This is a genomic window from Ruegeria sp. BJ6 (genome assembly GCF_056537885.1).
Map to the genome: position 1 here is coordinate 95,375 of NZ_JBQFSG010000010.1, position 16,217 is coordinate 111,591.

At 59.4% G+C, this 16,217-nt stretch carries 15 protein-coding genes and 1 riboswitch; of the genes, 3 read left to right on the plus strand and 12 right to left on the minus strand.

The features are described 5' to 3' along the window. Genes ACR0D6_RS18180 through ACR0D6_RS18190 form a run of 3 tightly spaced genes read left to right on the plus strand, consistent with a single transcriptional unit; the run spans position 1 to position 6,488 of the window. Positions 1-3,129: an efflux RND transporter permease subunit gene (locus ACR0D6_RS18180; protein ID WP_480766559.1), complete on the plus strand. Its 3,129-nt coding sequence runs from the start codon at positions 1-3 to the stop codon at positions 3,127-3,129. A gap of 38 nt (positions 3,130-3,167) precedes the next feature. Continuing rightward, entirely contained in the window at positions 3,168-4,853 is a 1,686-nt protein-coding gene (gene aspT, locus ACR0D6_RS18185; RefSeq protein ID WP_480766560.1) for an aspartate-alanine antiporter, read from the plus strand. An 18-nt stretch (positions 4,854-4,871) separates the two neighbouring features. After that, the gene (locus ACR0D6_RS18190; protein ID WP_480766561.1) at positions 4,872-6,488 is read left to right on the plus strand and encodes a bifunctional aspartate transaminase/aspartate 4-decarboxylase; all 1,617 of its coding nucleotides are present in this window, start codon (positions 4,872-4,874) and stop codon (positions 6,486-6,488) included. A gap of 116 nt (positions 6,489-6,604) precedes the next feature. On the opposite strand, the gene radC is transcribed toward ACR0D6_RS18190, so the two are convergent. From radC to dnaJ, 12 genes are all read right to left on the minus strand, one after another. Beyond that, on the minus strand, positions 6,605-7,360 hold the full coding sequence (gene radC / locus ACR0D6_RS18195; RefSeq protein WP_170655177.1) for a RadC family protein: 756 nt from the start codon (positions 7,358-7,360) through the stop codon (positions 6,605-6,607). A gap of 35 nt (positions 7,361-7,395) precedes the next feature. Further along, entirely contained in the window at positions 7,396-8,130 is a 735-nt protein-coding gene (locus ACR0D6_RS18200; protein ID WP_480452573.1) for an ABC transporter permease, read from the minus strand. Beyond that, positions 8,127-8,855 (minus strand): ABC transporter ATP-binding protein, encoded by a 729-nt coding sequence (locus ACR0D6_RS18205; RefSeq protein WP_480766562.1) that lies wholly within the window; start codon positions 8,853-8,855, stop codon positions 8,127-8,129. The genes ACR0D6_RS18200 and ACR0D6_RS18205 overlap by 4 nt, the downstream gene beginning before the upstream one ends. Further along, entirely contained in the window at positions 8,852-9,532 is a 681-nt protein-coding gene (gene tenA / locus ACR0D6_RS18210; protein WP_480766563.1) for a thiaminase II, read from the minus strand. Before tenA ends, ACR0D6_RS18205 begins: the two co-directional genes overlap by 4 nt. After that, positions 9,529-10,464: an ABC transporter substrate-binding protein gene (locus ACR0D6_RS18215; protein ID WP_480766564.1), complete on the minus strand. Its 936-nt coding sequence runs from the start codon at positions 10,462-10,464 to the stop codon at positions 9,529-9,531. Before ACR0D6_RS18215 ends, tenA begins: the two co-directional genes overlap by 4 nt. A gap of 19 nt (positions 10,465-10,483) precedes the next feature. Further along, the gene (locus tag ACR0D6_RS18220; protein WP_480766565.1) at positions 10,484-11,446 is read right to left on the minus strand and encodes a HesA/MoeB/ThiF family protein; all 963 of its coding nucleotides are present in this window, start codon (positions 11,444-11,446) and stop codon (positions 10,484-10,486) included. Beyond that, a complete protein-coding gene (locus ACR0D6_RS18225; RefSeq protein ID WP_480452580.1) occupies positions 11,443-12,039 on the minus strand; it encodes a thiamine phosphate synthase in 597 nt (198 codons plus the stop codon). Before ACR0D6_RS18225 ends, ACR0D6_RS18220 begins: the two co-directional genes overlap by 4 nt. After that, positions 12,036-12,806 (minus strand): thiazole synthase, encoded by a 771-nt coding sequence (locus tag ACR0D6_RS18230; RefSeq protein WP_480766566.1) that lies wholly within the window; start codon positions 12,804-12,806, stop codon positions 12,036-12,038. The genes ACR0D6_RS18225 and ACR0D6_RS18230 overlap by 4 nt, the downstream gene beginning before the upstream one ends. A gap of 2 nt (positions 12,807-12,808) precedes the next feature. After that, a complete protein-coding gene (gene thiS / locus ACR0D6_RS18235) occupies positions 12,809-13,003 on the minus strand; it encodes a sulfur carrier protein ThiS (protein ID WP_480452583.1) in 195 nt (64 codons plus the stop codon). Continuing rightward, positions 12,987-13,964 (minus strand): FAD-dependent oxidoreductase, encoded by a 978-nt coding sequence (locus ACR0D6_RS18240; RefSeq protein WP_480766567.1) that lies wholly within the window; start codon positions 13,962-13,964, stop codon positions 12,987-12,989. Before ACR0D6_RS18240 ends, thiS begins: the two co-directional genes overlap by 17 nt. Next, positions 13,961-14,764 carry a bifunctional hydroxymethylpyrimidine kinase/phosphomethylpyrimidine kinase gene (gene thiD / locus ACR0D6_RS18245; protein WP_480766568.1) on the minus strand — a complete coding sequence of 268 codons (804 nt, stop codon included), beginning with the start codon at positions 14,762-14,764 and terminating at the stop codon, positions 13,961-13,963. Before thiD ends, ACR0D6_RS18240 begins: the two co-directional genes overlap by 4 nt. Before the next feature lie 47 nt (positions 14,765-14,811). Continuing rightward, positions 14,812-14,916, minus strand: a riboswitch (TPP riboswitch). A 132-nt stretch (positions 14,917-15,048) separates the two neighbouring features. Next, positions 15,049-16,197: a molecular chaperone DnaJ gene (gene dnaJ, locus ACR0D6_RS18250; RefSeq protein ID WP_170655206.1), complete on the minus strand. Its 1,149-nt coding sequence runs from the start codon at positions 16,195-16,197 to the stop codon at positions 15,049-15,051. Between the last annotated feature and the right edge of the window lie 20 nt (positions 16,198-16,217).

Here is a 16,217-nt window from a genome sequence, read left to right on the forward strand (position 1 = left end):
GTGATCTCTCAACTCTTCATTCGCCGTCCCCGATTTGCGCTGGTCATTTCGATTGTCATTACGCTGGCCGGTCTAATTTCGCTGACCCAACTGCCGGTCGAACAGTTGCCCGATATCGTACCGCCACAGGTTCAGGTTTCGACCGCCTATCCAGGTGCCGGCGCAGATGTCGTGGAATCCACAGTCGCGCAGATCATCGAAGAGCAGGTCGTCGGTGTATCCGACATGCTCTATATGAAATCAACCAGCGGTTCGGACGGAAGCTATAGCCTGCAGGTAACGTTTGAACCGGGAACTGATCCCGATATCAACGCGGTGAACGTCCAGAACCGGGTTAGTCTGGCCATGTCCAGTCTTCCGGATGAAGTTGTCCGGGCCGGTGTCAGCACCAAGAAGAAAAGCTCGGCGCTGTTGCAGGTCATTGCGATAACGTCGGACAATCCGAAACACGACGCGTTGTTTTTGTCGAACTTCGCCACGATCAACGTTCTGGACAGTATCAAGCGGTCGCCCGGTGTGGGGGATGCAGAGATATTCGGCGCGCAGGATTATTCCATGCGGGTGTGGCTGGACGTGGACCGGATGACCAGCCTGCAGGTGTCGGTTGACGACGTGATCAATGCGGTGAACGGACAGAACGTGCAGGCTGCGGTGGGCCGGGTAGGCGCGCAGCCGATGACCGATGATCCGGTCTTTCAGCTCAACATCCAGACGCAGGGCCGCCTGAGCAGCGTTGAAGAGTTCGAGCAGATCGTTGTCCGGTCCCTGCCCGATGGGTCGTTTGTATTGCTTGGCGATGTCGGCTCGATTGAGTTGGGTGCCAAATCACAGGATTCCTTTTCCAAGTTCAAAGGCAAACCCACTGCGATGATCGGCGTCTATCTGGCGCCCGGCGCCAATGCGCTTGCAACATCCGAAGGGGTGAACAACGCCATCGACGCCCTGCAAAGCTCATTCCCGCAGGATGTCAGCTGGAGTGTGCCTTACAACTCGGTCACATTCGTTAAGGCCAGTATCGAAGAGGTCATCAAGACGCTGCTTGAGGCCTTTGTGCTGGTGGTGATTGTTGTCTTTCTGTTCCTCGGCAGTTTCCGAATGGCATTGATTCCCCTGATCGCGGTTCCGGTTTCGCTGATCGGGGCGCTTAGTTTTATTCTCGCGCTTGGCTTTTCGCTCAACACGGTTTCACTGCTGGCCTTGGTGCTGGCAATCGGCATTGTTGTGGATGACGCCATTGTTGTCATCGAGAACGTCGAAAAGGTGATGAGCGAGCGGCCGGAACTGTCGGTGGCCGAGGCAACCGGCGAGGCGATGAACCAGATCACCGCCCCAATTCTGGCCATCACTTTCGTGCTGCTGTCGGTGTTTGTCCCGGTTGCGTTCATTCCCGGCATCACCGGATCGATGTTCCAGCAGTTTGCCGTGGCCGTGTCCTTTTCGATGCTTATATCTGCATTGAATGCCCTGACGCTCAGCCCTGCGCTGTGCACGCTTTTGCTGAAACATGACAACGAACCAAAGCGCGGTCCGCTGGCGTGGATATCCCGGCGGATCGACGATGCGCGCGATGGCTATGCCTTTGTGGTCACCCGATTGGCCCGGCGCGCGCTGTTGTCGATCCTGTTTCTAGGGTTCGCCCTGTTCGGCGCCGGTGTGCTGTTCAAGATTACGCCGTCGGGGTTTCTGCCCACCGAAGATCAGGGTGTCTATTTTGTCGAGGTAGCGTTGCCCGAAGGGGCCTCGATCAACCGGACCGCCGTCGTGCTGGACGATGTCTATGACATCCTAAAAGACGGGCCGGGCGTCGAGGAAGTGATGACCGTCACGGGTTTCAGCTTTGTCGACGGTATCTCGAAGTCCAACGGCGGTTTCGCGATTGTCATCATGAAACCCTTTGAAGAACGGACCGACCCAGCGCTTTCGGTCAATGCCTCCATCCGCTACGCGCGGCGGAGTTTCGCTGGACTGGAATCCGCGGTCGCGTTTCCTTTCAACCTGCCGCCGATCATGGGGCTTGGTACGGGTGCCGGATTTGAATTCCAGCTTCTGGATCTGCATGGCGGCGATGTTGTCGATCTGGGGGCAACAGCGATGGGTCTTGTGACGTCGGCCAATGCGGATGACCGGCTTGCGGGCGTCTATACGACCTTTTCGGCGCAGACCCCGAAACTGGACCTCAAGCTGGATCGGAAAAAGCTGCAGACCCTTGGCGTCGATGTGGATGAGTTGTTCCGCGCCATGCAGGTGACGCTGGGCGGGTATTATGTAAACGACATGAACCTCTTTGGACGCACCTGGCAAGTCAATCTGCAGGCGGATGAGAAGTATCGCAAAAGCGCCACGGATATCGGGCGTATTCATGTGCGCAACAAGGATGGCGAGATGGTACCGATCCGCGCAGTGGCCGAAACGGACCTCATCCTTGGGCCGCAATTGCTGGTTCGCTACAACAACTTCCGATCCGTGACCATCAATGGTGCTCCGGCGCCGGGCGTGTCTTCGGGTGCGTCGCTTACGGCGATGGATCAGGTAGCTACCCAGACACTGCCGCAGGGTTATAGCTATGAATGGACCGGTACAGCCCAGCAAGAGATCGAGGCGGCCGGTAAAACTCCCATCGTTCTGGGGCTGGCTGTATTGTTTGCCTATCTGTTCCTCGTCGCCCTTTACGAAAGCTGGAGCATTCCGCTAGCGGTTCTGTTGTCCGTGTCATTTGGCGTGTGCGGGGCATTGGGGGCGCTCTTGCTGCTGGGGCTTGAAAACAACCTTTACGCCCAGATCGGTCTGGTCGTCCTGATCGCACTGGCTGCAAAGAACGCGATCCTGATCGTCGAATTTGCGATGGATCGGTACAATAACGGGATGAATGTCGTTGACGCCGCCATTGATGGCGCCCGTGCACGTTTTCGGGCCGTCATGATGACCAGCTTTGCCTTTATCGCCGGGCTTTATCCGCTGGTTGTCGCAGAAGGCGCATCGGAACTGGCGCGGCGCGGCGTCGGTACACCTGTGTTTGGCGGTATGCTGGCGGCCTCGCTTGTTGGGATTTTCATCATCCCGTCACTTTATGTTTTGGCTCAGAAATTTCGGGAAAAGGTGCACGGCCAGCGGAAACAGGCAGAAACGTAAGCAGTGCAAAATTCGATCACCGTCAGGGGAGGAAGACTATGATCGACTGGTTTGTGGGTGTGCTTCGGAACTATCCGGAGCTTGCCGTATTTTTATCCATTGGAATCGGCTTTCTGGTCGGCCCGTGGAAATTCATGGGGTTCAGTCTGGGGACGGTCACGGCCACGTTGCTGGCCGCCGTGGTCATCGGGCAGGCGCATATCGACATCGATTCTGCCGTCAAATCCACCTTCTTCATAATGTTCATTTTTGCCGTCGGTTATGGCGTTGGGCCGCAATTTATCCGGGGCCTGAAAGTCGATGGCGCAAGAGAGGTTCTGTTTGCGCTCAGCGTCCTAGCGCTGTGCCTGATTGTGCCGCTGATCTCGGCCAAGGTTGCTGGTCTGGAGCTAGGTTATGCCGCCGGGTTTTATGCGGGCTCGCAGACGATCTCGGCTGCGATTGGCGTTGCGACGGATCAGATCAACCAACTCGGGCTGTCCTCGGAGGACGCGCAGAAATACGCAAATCAAATTCCGATCGCCTATGCCGTCACCTATATCTACGGCACCATCGGTTCGGCCATCATTCTGGCCAAGATCGGGCCGCGATTGATCGGCGTCGATCTGGTTGCTGCCTGCAAAGAGTATGAGGCCCAACTGGGTGGTGGCGCTGCGGCAGAAACAGGCGGCGGCATGGTCTCGGCCTATCGCGCGATCGAGGCCCGCGCCTTTGAAATCCCTCAGGGCAGTGCGCTTCTGGGGCAGCCTGTCAAGGACTTGCTGCCGGGCGTGCGGGTGTTTGCGGAACGGCTGCGACGGGACGGCAAGATCATTGAAGTGGACGATGATACCATTCTACAGGCCGGGGATACGGTCATGTTCTCGGGGCGGCGGGCCGATCTGGTCGGCCAGCTGGAACCAACCCTGAAAGAAGCCGATGCGCCGGAATTGCTGAGCATTCCATCTGAAAAGCTGGATGTTCTGATCACCAACAAGGAGGTCCATGGCAAAACCCTGCAAGACCTCAGTGAGATGCATCAGGCCCGTGGTGTCTATGCCACCAAACTGATGCGCAACATGATCGACCTGCCGCTTTTGCCGGGAACGGTCCTGCATCGCGGCGACATCCTGACAATCATGGGCAGCAAGCGCCATGTCGAAGCCGCCATTGCCGAACTGGGGTATGCGGACCGCCCCGTTGATACGACCGATCTGGCCTTTGTGGGCTGGGGGATCTTCATCGGCGGCCTGATCGGCACATTCGCGATTAAGATGGGCGGCTTTCCGATCAGCCTGTCGACCACCGGTGGCGCGTTGCTGGCTGGCCTCGTCCTTGGCTGGCTGCGGACCGTTCATCCAACCTTTGGCCGGATACCCGGACCATCGCTGTGGCTGATGAATACCCTCGGTCTAAACGTCTTTATCGCGGTGGTCGGAATCTCAGCCGGGCCGGGTTTCGTCGCGGGCCTTCAGCAGGCGGGATTGGCGCTGCTGCTTTGGGGCATCGTCGCGACGTCACTGCCGATGATCTTTTCGGTTTATGTTGGCCACTATGTCTTCAAGTTTCACCCGGCAATCCTGTTCGGCGCCTGCGCGGGCGCCCGAACGACAACCGCTGCGCTGGGCATGATTCAAGAGGCCGCGCAAAGCCGCATCCCGGCGCTTGGATATGGCATGCCCTATGCCATCGGAAACACGCTTTTGACCATTTTCGGAATGGTCGTCGTACTTGTTCTCAGCTGATTCAGAGAGGCTATTGCAATGGATAGATTGAAACTGCACGACTATGAGGCGCTCAGCCCGTTCCAGATCAAGGATGAGCTTATTCAACTGGCGTCAGCCGAGGCCCAAAAAGCCAACAGCGTCTTTCTGAACGCCGGGCGCGGAAACCCCAACTGGGTCGCGACCCGCCCGCGAGAGGCTTTCTTTGCGCTAGGGCAATTCGCAATAACCGAATCCAAACGTGTCATGAACCATCCCGCAGGCCTGGGTGGAATGCCGGAAATGGCTGGCAGTCATGGCCGCCTGATGGGCTGGCTTGATGAAAACGGTGACATGCCGGGATCGGAGACCCTGCGCCAGGTGGTCGATCACGCCATTTCAGCCTTTGACTTTGATGCGGACGAATTTGTGCACGAGCTGACGGATTCGATCATCGGCGACAACTACCCGGTTCCGGATCGTATCCTGAAGCACAATGCGATCATCGCTCATGAATATCTGATGTGGTCCATGTGTTCGGGCCATCAACCCGACGCAAAATTCGATCTGTTCGCGGTCGAGGGCGGCACAGCGGCGATGTGTTATATATTCAAATCTCTCAAAGCCAATCGACTGCTGAATCCGGGCGACACGATTGCGTTGTGCACACCGATATTTACGCCCTATCTCGAGATGCCCGAGCTTGAGGACTACAATCTGGAATCCGTCCATGTAGAGACTGATGAGGAAGACGGATTTCAACTTACCGATGCGGCCGTTGAAAAGCTGAAAGACCCAAAGGTCAAAGCGTTCTTTCTGGTGAATCCCGGTAATCCGTCCTCGGTCGCGCTGAATGACGCATCGCTGCGCAAGCTGGATGATCTGGTGACAAACCACCGGCCCGACCTGATCGTGCTGACCGACGATGTTTACGGAACCTTTGTTCATGATTTTACATCGGTCATGGGGCAGCTGCCGCGCAATACGATCGGGGTTTACTCCTATTCCAAGTATTTCGGCTGTACGGGATGGCGGCTGGGCGTGATCGCGGTGGCCGAAGACAATATCTTTGACGAAAAACTCGCGAACCTGCCGGAAGAGATCAAACAGGCGCTGGATCGCCGCTACGGCACGCTGAGCCTTACACCACGCGATATCAGGTTCATCGACAGGCTGGTGGCCGACAGTCGCGATGTTGCTCTGAACCACACTGCCGGATTGTCCCTGCCGCAACAGGTGATGATGACGCTGTTCTCGCTTTGCGAACTGGTGGACACAAAGAAACTGTATCAGACCGCGTGCATGGAACTAGTCCACCGCCGTTTCAAACTGCTGACCGAGGCAATGGGTATCGAGGTGGATGCCGGTGCGCATTACGACGCCTATTACGGAATCATCGACTTTGAATACTGGCTGCGGAAATACGTGGGCGAGGATGTGGTCGAATGGATCAAGAAAAACGTTCATCCGTTGGATATCGCCTTCAAGCTGGCCGAGGATTACGGGATCGTGCTTTTGAACGGCAGCGGGTTTGACGCACCCGGTTGGTCCGCCCGCGTGTCCTTTGCCAACTTGCCAGATGAGGCCTATTCGCAAATTGGCCGTGCCGTCCGGTCCGTCGCCCGCGGATACGTTCAGGCATATCGGGCCGCAAACAATAAACCGTTGCACGGGTGATCAGACAGACCGTTCCGGTGTTGGTGCACCGGAACGCCAGCATCCGGTAGGTTGCCTTCACTGGCAACGGCCGGATGCAGCTCATTCAAGCCTGCAGTTGGCAGGCAACCCTTCGATCAAAGATATCCCTGCGACCGGAAACTCAACTCGGTTGATTTTCCAATGATCAGATGGTCATGCAAAACTAGGCCAAGTGCGGTACAGGCGTCTTGAATTCGATTGGTCATGTCGATGTCGGATTGCGAGGGCGTCGGGTCACCTGACGGGTGATTGTGCACGAGAATCAGCGCGGATGCGTTCAGTTCCAACGCTCGCTTTGCAACCTCCCTCGGGTATACGGGAACATGATCCACGGTGCCTTTGGCCTGCTCTTCGTCTGCGATCAGGACATTTTTCCGATCCAGATAGAACACCCGAAACTGCTCTGTCTCACGATGCGCCATGGTGGTGTGGCAATAGTCCAGCAATGCGTCCCAACCTGAGATCACGTGCCGTTGCATCACCCGCGCACGCGCCATCCTGTGGGCGCAAGCCTCAAGAATTTTGAGATCGGTGATCACTGTATCACCAACGCCCTTGATTTGGCGCAGCCGCTCTTCGGGCGCGGTCAGCACGCGGTTGAAGTCGCCAAAGGCATCCATCAAGGCCCGCGCTAGCGGTTTCACGTCCTGTCGAGAAATCGAACGAAACAATACCAGTTCCAGCAGTTCGTAATCCGGCATCGCCGCCGAACCGCCCGACATGAACCGTTCACGCAGGCGCTTGCGGTGATCCTTGATGTAGGACGGCAACCGGCCTGCGGGCAACGGCTGCACCGGGGCTTCGTCCGTTTCAAACAGCGTCGGGGCTTCGGCAAAGGTGTCCTGAGTCATATGCTCAGACTGGCTCAGAACTGGTTTCCGATTGGTTAATGCGACTCACCGGCCATGCGCGCGGTCGCACGCCGCACAGCCATATGCAACACAACCGAAAACACCCCCAAGGTCAGCATCGCGGCAAACATCAGATCAGTCTTGGCGCGGCCATTTGCCAGCAGCATCAGATAGCCCAGCCCTTGCGATGACCCTACCCATTCACCGATCACCGCACCAATTGGCGCGTAAACCGCAGCCAGTCGCATACCGGATGCAAGTGAGGGCAGCGCGGCGGGAATGCGGATATGCCACAACACCGCGCGCGGCCCGGCCTGCATGGTGCGTGCAAGATCCAAATATCCGGGTGGTGTCCGCATCAACCCGTCAAAGAATGACGATGTAATCGGGAAATAGATGATCAGAACAGCCATTGCCACCTTGGACCAGAGCCCATAGCCCAGCCACAAGGTCAACAGAGGTGCCAGCGCAAAAACGGGCAACGCCTGTGTGAACACAAGCATCGGCTGCACCAATACCCGTGCGGCCCGCGAATTGGCAAGTTGCAGGGCAGTGATTACGCCCAATAACGTCCCACAAGCGAGGCCAATCAGCACCTCAACCGCGGTGATCCATGTATGTTCCGCAATCAGCCAGCGGTTTTGCCACCAGGTTTCGGCCACCAGGGCTGGACCCGGCAGTATGAACTTGGGCAGACCCGTCAGGGTGACGATGGCCTGCCAAACAGCAACCGCGAACACGGTTGCGGCAAGGGCGGACAGGTATTTCATGCCGATCCCTCCCGCAAAAGACGCAGCAAAGACCCCTGAGTCTCCAGTGTCTCCAGGTCATCCACCTTTCTCGGCGCGGGTGCGTGCGGCGGCTGACAGTGGGTCAAGCCATGCTGCGTCATGACGACAATGGTTTGCCCCAGTCGTGCGGCCTCTCCGGGATCATGGGTGACCAGCAGGACGGTGCGCCCCAACAGCGCTTCGGCGGCCAGGTCCTGCATGTCGGCGCGGGTACGCGCATCAAGGGCTGAAAAAGGTTCATCCAACAGGACAATGGGACGATCTTCCATCAACGTGCGTGCCAGCGCGACGCGCTGGCGCTGACCACCTGAAAGCTCGCCGGGCTTTTTTGACATATGATCCTGCAGGCGCATCCGCTTGATCAGGCGCTCGCGTCGATCCAGATCGACCCTCTCGCCCCGCAGACGCGCACCCAACGAGACATTCTGCGCCACCGTAGCCCAAGGCAACAACAGGTCATCCTGCGCCATATAGGCCACCCGGTCCGCCACCGATACGCTGTCTGTCGCGGTAATTTCCCCTTCAAACTCAGCGCCAGTCGCCAGTCCTGCGATCAGACGCAGGACTGTCGTTTTTCCGACGCCCGAACCACCTAGAAGACAGGTCCATTGCCCCGCCGCAAGCGTCAGGGACAACGGTGCGAACAGCGGCGCATCGTCGATGCTGGCCTGTCCACTGATGGTGATTTCGGGCGCAGGTGTCACGGGGTCAGACCCATCTGCCAGAAGTTAACCTCCAGTTCAGTGGCTGTACGGAAGGTTCGACACAGGCGTTCCCAGCGTGGCGAGGCGGCGAAATCCGGCCCAATCCTTCTGGTTAGAGCCGAATCCAGCAGCTCGCCAACTGCCCGGCAGGCGTCTTGATACTCATCACCCGCATAGGTATCGATCCAGTCGCGATAGGTTTCCGAAGAGACCTCGGAACTAAGTCGCGTGCCAATTTCGCCATACCCCATGACGCAGGGCGCAAGGGCAGCCAGAAGATCCAGCAAATCGCCGCTGTACCCCGCTTCGAGCACAAAGCGCGTATAGGCCAGATTCTCAGAACGTTCCGGTGTTGCGAATAACTCGTCCTGCGAAATGCCCGCTGCTTCGCAGACACCGATATGCAGCTTCATCTCTTCGCTGATCAGCCCGTTTACTGTACGCGCGGCGGCCAGCATCTCTTCATGTGTTTCCGACTTTACCACCGCCAGCGCCCAAGCGCGTGAGAAATGGATCAGGAACACATAGTCCTGTCGCAAATAATGCAGAAATGCCGGGCGCGGCAGCGTGCCGTCCTTCATCCCTTCGACAAAGGCGTGGCGGGTGTAATCCCGCCACGGCTCCTGCGCCGCATCCCGCATCAGCGCGAAGGCGCGGCCATAGTCCTGACCGCTCATTGCGCGGTCACGTCAATGGCAATGTCGCTGACCGGGTTGATGCTGTCGATCATGCCGCTGTCCTTCAGGAAGGCCTCGAACCGGGCATACCGACCCGCCTCAAGACCCGCCGGGCGCAGTGCGAAACGGGGCAGCGTATCGACCCAGGCGCGGGCGTTCAGCTCGTCCTGAAGCTCGGGCGAGGTGGACGAGAAGATCTCCCAGCTTTTGTCGGGGTTGTTGACAATGTACTGAGTTGCCTTTTCGGTCGCGGCCAGAAAACGTGCGACCTTGTCCTGATCCATGGTGTCCGGATTGGCGACATAGATCAGTTCGTCATAGGCCGGAACGCCCTCTTCCTCGATGTAAAAGCAGGTGCCGGGACGGCCTTCGATGTCCATCTGATTCAGCTCGAAATTGCGATATGCGCCGATCACGGCATCCACCTGACCGGACATCAGCGAAGGCGAAAGCGAGAAGTTGACGTTGATCAGTTCGACATCGGCCAAGGTCACATCATATTGACCCAGAACCGTACTAAGAACTGCCTCTTCAACACCTGCGACGGAGAAACCGATCTTCTTACCTTTCAGGTCTGCAGGTGATTTAATCGGTCCGTCCTTCAGGATCAGCAGGCAGTTGAGCGGCGTGGCGACCAGCGTTCCAACGCGTTTCAGGGGCAGACCCTCGTGGATTTGCAGGTGCAGTTGCGGCTGGTAGGACACGGCCAGATCAGCCTGACCAGCAGCGACCAAGCGCGGCGGGGCCGAGGGGTCCGCAGGCGGAACGATTTCGACCTCAAGTCCCTGTTCTGCAAAATAACCGTTTTCCTGTGCCACGATGATTGGCCCGTGATCGGGGTTGATGAACCAGTCCAACAACACGGTCATCTTGTCTTCAGCCCAGGCTGGCGCAGCGGCCAGCAGGGTGATTGCAGCGATCAGCTTTTTCATGTCTCGCGTTTCCTTCTGTTCACGAGGTTGAAGCCGCGACGAGGACAATCTCGCCCGGCCAATCCGGTTGAATACGCTCGGCAGCGCGCCATGCGCGCAGACCGGTGGCACAGCAAAGGGCCAGCCTTTGCCCTTTGTTAGGCTCTATTTTCAGGCTTACCGGTGATATCCGACGAGCATCCGGGTGGATCGGTGTCGGTGCCTCATCCACATCCCGCAGCTCGACGATCAGATCAGTTTCGTTCAACGCGCTGGCGGTGACGAAGGGGAAGAACTGCGCCGGCTCAGGGGCGCGATCAAATCGGAAACCGGTGCTGCGGCAGGCGGTTGCGTCGAACTGGACAAGCTGCCCCAAAGGGGACGGTTCCAGACCGAGGATCACACTCAACGCCATCTGCGCCTGCATTGCGCCCAGCATCGCAACAACTGGTCCCAGTACGCCCGCGGTGGCGCAGCTTGCGCCGCTGTCAGGGGCATCGGGGAAGACCGCGCGCAGGGATGGGGCCCCTCCACAGAACCCGCCGACATATCCCGACAGACCGAGGACCGAGGCGCTGATCAGAGGTTTGCCCAGCGCAAGACAGGTGTCGGACAGCGTGTAGCTGGCGGCGTAGCTGTCGGCGCAATCCAGCACCAGATCGGCGTTTTGTACAAATCCTACAGCATTTTCAGGGGTGATCTTCCGGTTTGTACCGATGATTTCGATATCGGAATTGATCCGGCGGCAGCGGTCAGCGGCGGCCTCGGCCTTGGGACGACCACAATCCTGTTCGGTGAACAGCGTCTGACGATGCAGGTTCGACAGCGAGACGGTGTCCGCGTCGATGATCATCAGGTGACCGATGCCTGCGCCCGCCAGCAGCGGCAACGCCGGGGCGGCAAGCCCGCCTGCGCCGACGACCAGAACCCGCGCAGCGGCAAGGCGGCTTTGCCCTTGCTCACCCACCTCGGGCAGGATCATCTGGCGGGCATAGCGTGTCATCGGCTGACCTCGATCCATGCGCGCACGCGCGCCTCGGGGTCGGCGTTCAGCGTGATGTCGGTGACGGCTGAGACGATATCGGCCCCCGCCGCAAAGACGCCGGGTGCGCGTTCGACACTCATACCGCCGATTCCGACCAGCGGGATATCCCCCACGCGCGCCTTCCATTCGGTCACGCGCGGCAGGCCCTGCTGCTCCCATTTCATCTTTTTCAGGATGGTCGGATAGACCGGACCCAGCGCAACATAGTCGGGGCCCATCGACAAGACACGCTCGAGCTCGTCATCGTCATGGGTGGAAACACCCAGTTTCAGACCCGCTTTACGGATTGCCTTCAGATCGGCGTCGTCAAGATCTTCCTGCCCCAGATGAATCCAGTCGCACCCGGCGTCGATGGCGGCCTGCCAATAGTCGTTCACCACCAGAACCGCACCATGCTCAGCGCACAACGCCCGCGAGGTGGCGATTTCCTGACGCACCACATCGTCCGGCTGGTCCTTGATGCGCAACTGCACCAGTTTGACACCAAGCGGCAGCATCCGGCGAAGCCAGTCTGAGTGGTCGAAGATCGGGTAAAACCGGTCGAGAGTCATGACAGGAACGCCTTTCCAATAACGGGGGTCGAAGCTTCGGCCATGTCGCGCGCCTCGATCGGGTCGGCCTGATGGGCCAGTTGCCCGGCCTGAATCGCCAGCGCCATGGCCCGCGCCATAGCCACGGGATCGCCCGCGCGGGCCACAGCCGTGTTCAGCAAAACAGCATCGAACCCAAGCTCCATCGCGTGGGCCGCATGGCTGGGCAGGCCGATGCCGGCATCAATGACCAGCGGCACATCGGGAAATTCGGCGCGCATGGCACGCAGGGCATATTCGTTGTTCAACCCCCGACCCGAGCCGATGGGCGCGCCCCAGGGCATCAGCACCTCACAACCGGCTTCGAGCAGACGTTCGCCCACGATCAGATCGTCGGTGGTGTAGGGAAAGACCTGAAACCCGTCCTCGGTCAGGATGCGCGCGGCCTCGACCAGTTGAAACACATCCGGCTGCAGGCTGTCGGTGTGGCCGATCAGCTCTAGCTTGATCCATTTTGTGTCGAACACCTCGCGCGCCATATGGGCGGTGGTCACGGCCTCTTTCACCGTGTGGCATCCGGCAGTGTTGGGCAGGACCAGCACACCCAGTTCGCGGATCATCTGCCAGAATGTTTGCCCGGCGCCGCCCGCGCCTTCACGACGCAGGGATACGGTGGCAACCCCTGCCCCGCTGTCACGGAACGCCTGTTCCAGAATGGCCGGGCTGGGATATTGCGCCGTGCCCAGCATCAGAGGGTTTGGCAGTTCAGTGCCGTAGAAGCGTTTCATTCTCAGCCCCCCTGCATCGGCGCGACGACCTCGACCCGGTCGCCATCGGTCAGTTTGTGGGCGACGCGCAGGCCCGAGGGCACGAAATCTTCGTTCACCGCAGTGGCGACGCGGCCGGAAAACCCGCATTCGGTCAGCAGTTCAGACAGGGTTTCGGCGCGCACCTCGCGCGGTTCACCGTTAAGCACGATCTTCATCGACCATCTCCGAATGTTTGTTTTCCAGCGCCAGATCGACCACCCCCTGCGCCAGCGCGGGCGCCAGCAGGTAGCCGTGACGATAGAGACCGTTGGCATAAATTGTCCGCCCCAGCCGCCGGATACGCGGCAGATTGTCGGGGAAGGCGGGGCGCAGATCGACGCCGATTTCCAGCACCTCGGCCTCACCAAAGGCAGGGTTCAGGGCATAGGCGGCGCTGAGCATTTCCAACATCGAGCGGGCGGTGATCCGGCTGCTGTCCTCGGATTCGATCATCGTCGCGCCCAGCATGTAAACGCCGTCTCCGCGCGGTACGATGTAAAGCGGCATGCGCGGATGCAGCAGACGCACGGGGCGCGACAGAGTAACATCCGGACAGCGGATCACCAGCATCTCACCCTTAACACCGCGCAGGTCATAAAGCAGGTCGCGGGCGTGCAGACCCCGGCAGTCGATCGCGTTTTCAAGACGCGCCGGAGCCAGTTTGCGGTGAAACACCACGCCGTTGTCCTGCAATCCGCGCACAAGGTCCTGCAACGCCTTGCGCGGGTCAAGATGCGCCTCGTCCGCAAAGAAAAGACCTTTGCCGAACTTGTCTAAATCAGGCTCTAACTCGGCTATTTTCGCTCGATCTACCTCGGCAAAGCCTTCGGTACGGCGGGCAAAACGGCGCAGATCGGGCATGTCCCGGCCACTGGCGACGACCAGGGTTCCGTGGTGCGTAACGTGGGTTTTGTCGGCCCACCAGCCGATGGCTTTCTGACCCAGCCGCAGCACGGGTTCCTCGGCATTTTCGTACTCGCACCATGGCGCCAACATGCCGCCTGCCCACCAGGAACAACAATGCGGCCCCGGCACTCCGCCGGGGTCGAAGATCTGAACCGTTGCCCCGCGCGCGACCAGTTCGGTCGCAACCGCAAGGCCGGAGACACCGGCACCTATGACCGAGAAATCCGTCACGCGCCCCAGACCCGATGGAAGTGATGCACCGGACCATGTCCACGACCAACCGCAAGACCGTCCGCCTGCGAGATCGCACCCTGCAGATAGTCATGCGCCTGCGCCGTCGCTTCGGGCACCGTCAAACCCTTGGCCAGTCCGGCTGTGATTGAGGATGACAGGGTGCAGCCGGTTCCATGGGTGTTTTTCGTGTCCTGTCGTGGGGCCTCGAACTGCGCCAGTACTCCGGTGCTGTCGATCAACAGGTCGCGGCACAGATCACCCTTGCCGTGCCCGCCTTTCATCAGGACGGATTTGGCCCCCATGGCGGACAGGGCATATCCCTGCCGGATCATCTCATCATCCGTTTCGGCGACCATTTCATTCAACAGACAGGCGGCCTCGGGCAAGTTCGGGGTCAGCACCGTGGCGCGGGGAACGAGCAGGTCGCGCAGGGATTGCACCGCCTCGCGGGCCAGCAACGCATCACCGGATTTGGCGATCATCACCGGATCAAGAACCACCGGGCCGTCAAAGCCGGAAAGGCCATCGGCGACCGTCTGGATGATTTCGGGTGTCGCAAGCATCCCGATCTTGATCGCCCGGACGTCCAGATCGCTCAGAACCGCGTCGATCTGGGCCGCAATGACGTCCAGCGGAATCCCGTGTACCGCAGTAACCGCCTGCGTGTTCTGGGCAGTGACCGCAGTAATCACGCTGGCGCCGTAAACGCCCAGCGCGGACATGGCCTTGAGGTCGGCCTGAATGCCCGCTCCGCCGCCGCTGTCAGATCCCGCTATTGTCAACGCGATATGCGCCATTTGGTTGCTCCAATTCACTTGGGCAACGAGGGGCATAAAAAACGTTCTCTTGTCTTTAGACCGTTCCCTACGCCGGAATTGCCCGGATCAGGTTCGATGGGTTAACGCATCCACGCCTCTCAGCCCGCAATCGGGCACCCCAACGGTTGGCGCGGACAATCTCAGGGGATGGCGCAGGAATCAAGGGCCAATCCTGTAGGGATTGAGGCCAATCTGGACTTATTGATCAGGCCAAAAAAAGGCCGACCCGATTGGACCGGCCTGAATTCGGGTTGCAGTCGGGCTTAGCCCTTCATTCCGTCCCAAAAGGTTTTCACCGAGGAAAAGAAGCTTTTGGATTCAGGATGGTTGTCTTCGCCCAGCTCTTCGAACTCGCGCAGCAGCTCTTTCTGGCGGCTGGTCAGGTTGACCGGGGTTTCGACGGCAAGTTCGATGAACATGTCGCCAACACCTCCGCCGCGCAGGGCTGGCATACCCTTGCTGCGCAGGCGCATCTGGCGGCCGGACTGGCTGCCGGCCGGGATCTGAACGCGGCCGCGACCGCCATCAATGGTAGGAACCTCGATCGAACCGCCCAGTGCAGCCTTGGCCATGCTGACCGGAACCCGGCAATAGAGGTTCACGCTGTCGCGTTCGAACAGCTGATGCGGAGAAACCTCGACAAAGATGTAAAGATCACCCGGAGGGCCACCGCGCATTCCGGCCTCGCCCTCGCCTGCCAGGCGGATGCGGGTGCCGGTTTCGACACCGGCGGGAATGTTGACGGACAGCGCGCGTTCTTTTTCAACGCGGCCAGCGCCCTGACAGGATTTACAGGGATTGTTGATGATCTGACCCAGCCCGGAACAGGTGGGGCATGTGCGTTCAACCGTGAAAAAGCCTTGCTGTGCCCGCACTTTGCCCATGCCCGAACAGGTCGGACAGGTCGAGGGTTCGGCACCGCCTTCTGCGCCGGTTCCATCACAGGACGAGCAACCAACCGCAGTGGGGACGTTGATCGTCTTTTGCATCCCCGCAAACGCCTCTTCCAGCGTTACGCGAAGGTTATAGCGCAGGTCGGACCCGCGCGCGGCCCGGCGTCCGCCGCCGCCACCGCGCTGACCGCCCATGAAATCACCGAACAGGTCGTCGAACACGTCCGAGAACGCGCTGGAGAAATCGCCCGAACCGAAACCGCCACCGGGGCGGCCACCGCCACCCATGCCGTTTTCGAAGGCCGCGTGGCCAAAGCGGTCATAGGCGGCCTTTTTCTCACCGTCTTTCAGAACGTCATAGGCTTCGTTCGCTTCCTTGAACTGCGCCTCGGCATCCGGGTTGTCCTTGTTGCGGTCGGGATGCAATTCCTTGGCTTTCCTGCGAAAACCCTTCTTGATCTCGTCCGCTGATGCGCCCTTGGACACGCCGAGCACATCATAGTAGTCGCGTTTTGACATCAGTTTTTCCTTCTGCCTCA

Excerpts from the sequence above, each read along its gene's own strand:
- aspT (WP_480766560.1), top strand. The coding sequence starts at position 3,168 with ATGATCGACTGGTTTGTGGGTGTGCTTCGGAACTATCCGGAGCTTGCC.
- ACR0D6_RS18190 (WP_480766561.1), top strand. The coding sequence starts at position 4,872 with ATGGATAGATTGAAACTGCACGACTATGAGGCGCTCAGCCCGTTCCAG.
- radC (WP_170655177.1), bottom strand. The coding sequence starts at position 7,360 with ATGACTCAGGACACCTTTGCCGAAGCCCCGACGCTGTTTGAAACGGAC.
- ACR0D6_RS18200 (WP_480452573.1), bottom strand. The coding sequence starts at position 8,130 with ATGAAATACCTGTCCGCCCTTGCCGCAACCGTGTTCGCGGTTGCTGTT.
- tenA (WP_480766563.1), bottom strand. The coding sequence starts at position 9,532 with ATGAGCGGTCAGGACTATGGCCGCGCCTTCGCGCTGATGCGGGATGCG.
- ACR0D6_RS18215 (WP_480766564.1), bottom strand. The coding sequence starts at position 10,464 with ATGAAAAAGCTGATCGCTGCAATCACCCTGCTGGCCGCTGCGCCAGCC.
- ACR0D6_RS18220 (WP_480766565.1), bottom strand. The coding sequence starts at position 11,446 with ATGACACGCTATGCCCGCCAGATGATCCTGCCCGAGGTGGGTGAGCAA.
- ACR0D6_RS18225 (WP_480452580.1), bottom strand. The coding sequence starts at position 12,039 with ATGACTCTCGACCGGTTTTACCCGATCTTCGACCACTCAGACTGGCTT.
- ACR0D6_RS18230 (WP_480766566.1), bottom strand. The coding sequence starts at position 12,806 with ATGAAACGCTTCTACGGCACTGAACTGCCAAACCCTCTGATGCTGGGC.
- thiS (WP_480452583.1), bottom strand. The coding sequence starts at position 13,003 with ATGAAGATCGTGCTTAACGGTGAACCGCGCGAGGTGCGCGCCGAAACC.
- thiD (WP_480766568.1), bottom strand. The coding sequence starts at position 14,764 with ATGGCGCATATCGCGTTGACAATAGCGGGATCTGACAGCGGCGGCGGA.
- dnaJ (WP_170655206.1), bottom strand. The coding sequence starts at position 16,197 with ATGTCAAAACGCGACTACTATGATGTGCTCGGCGTGTCCAAGGGCGCA.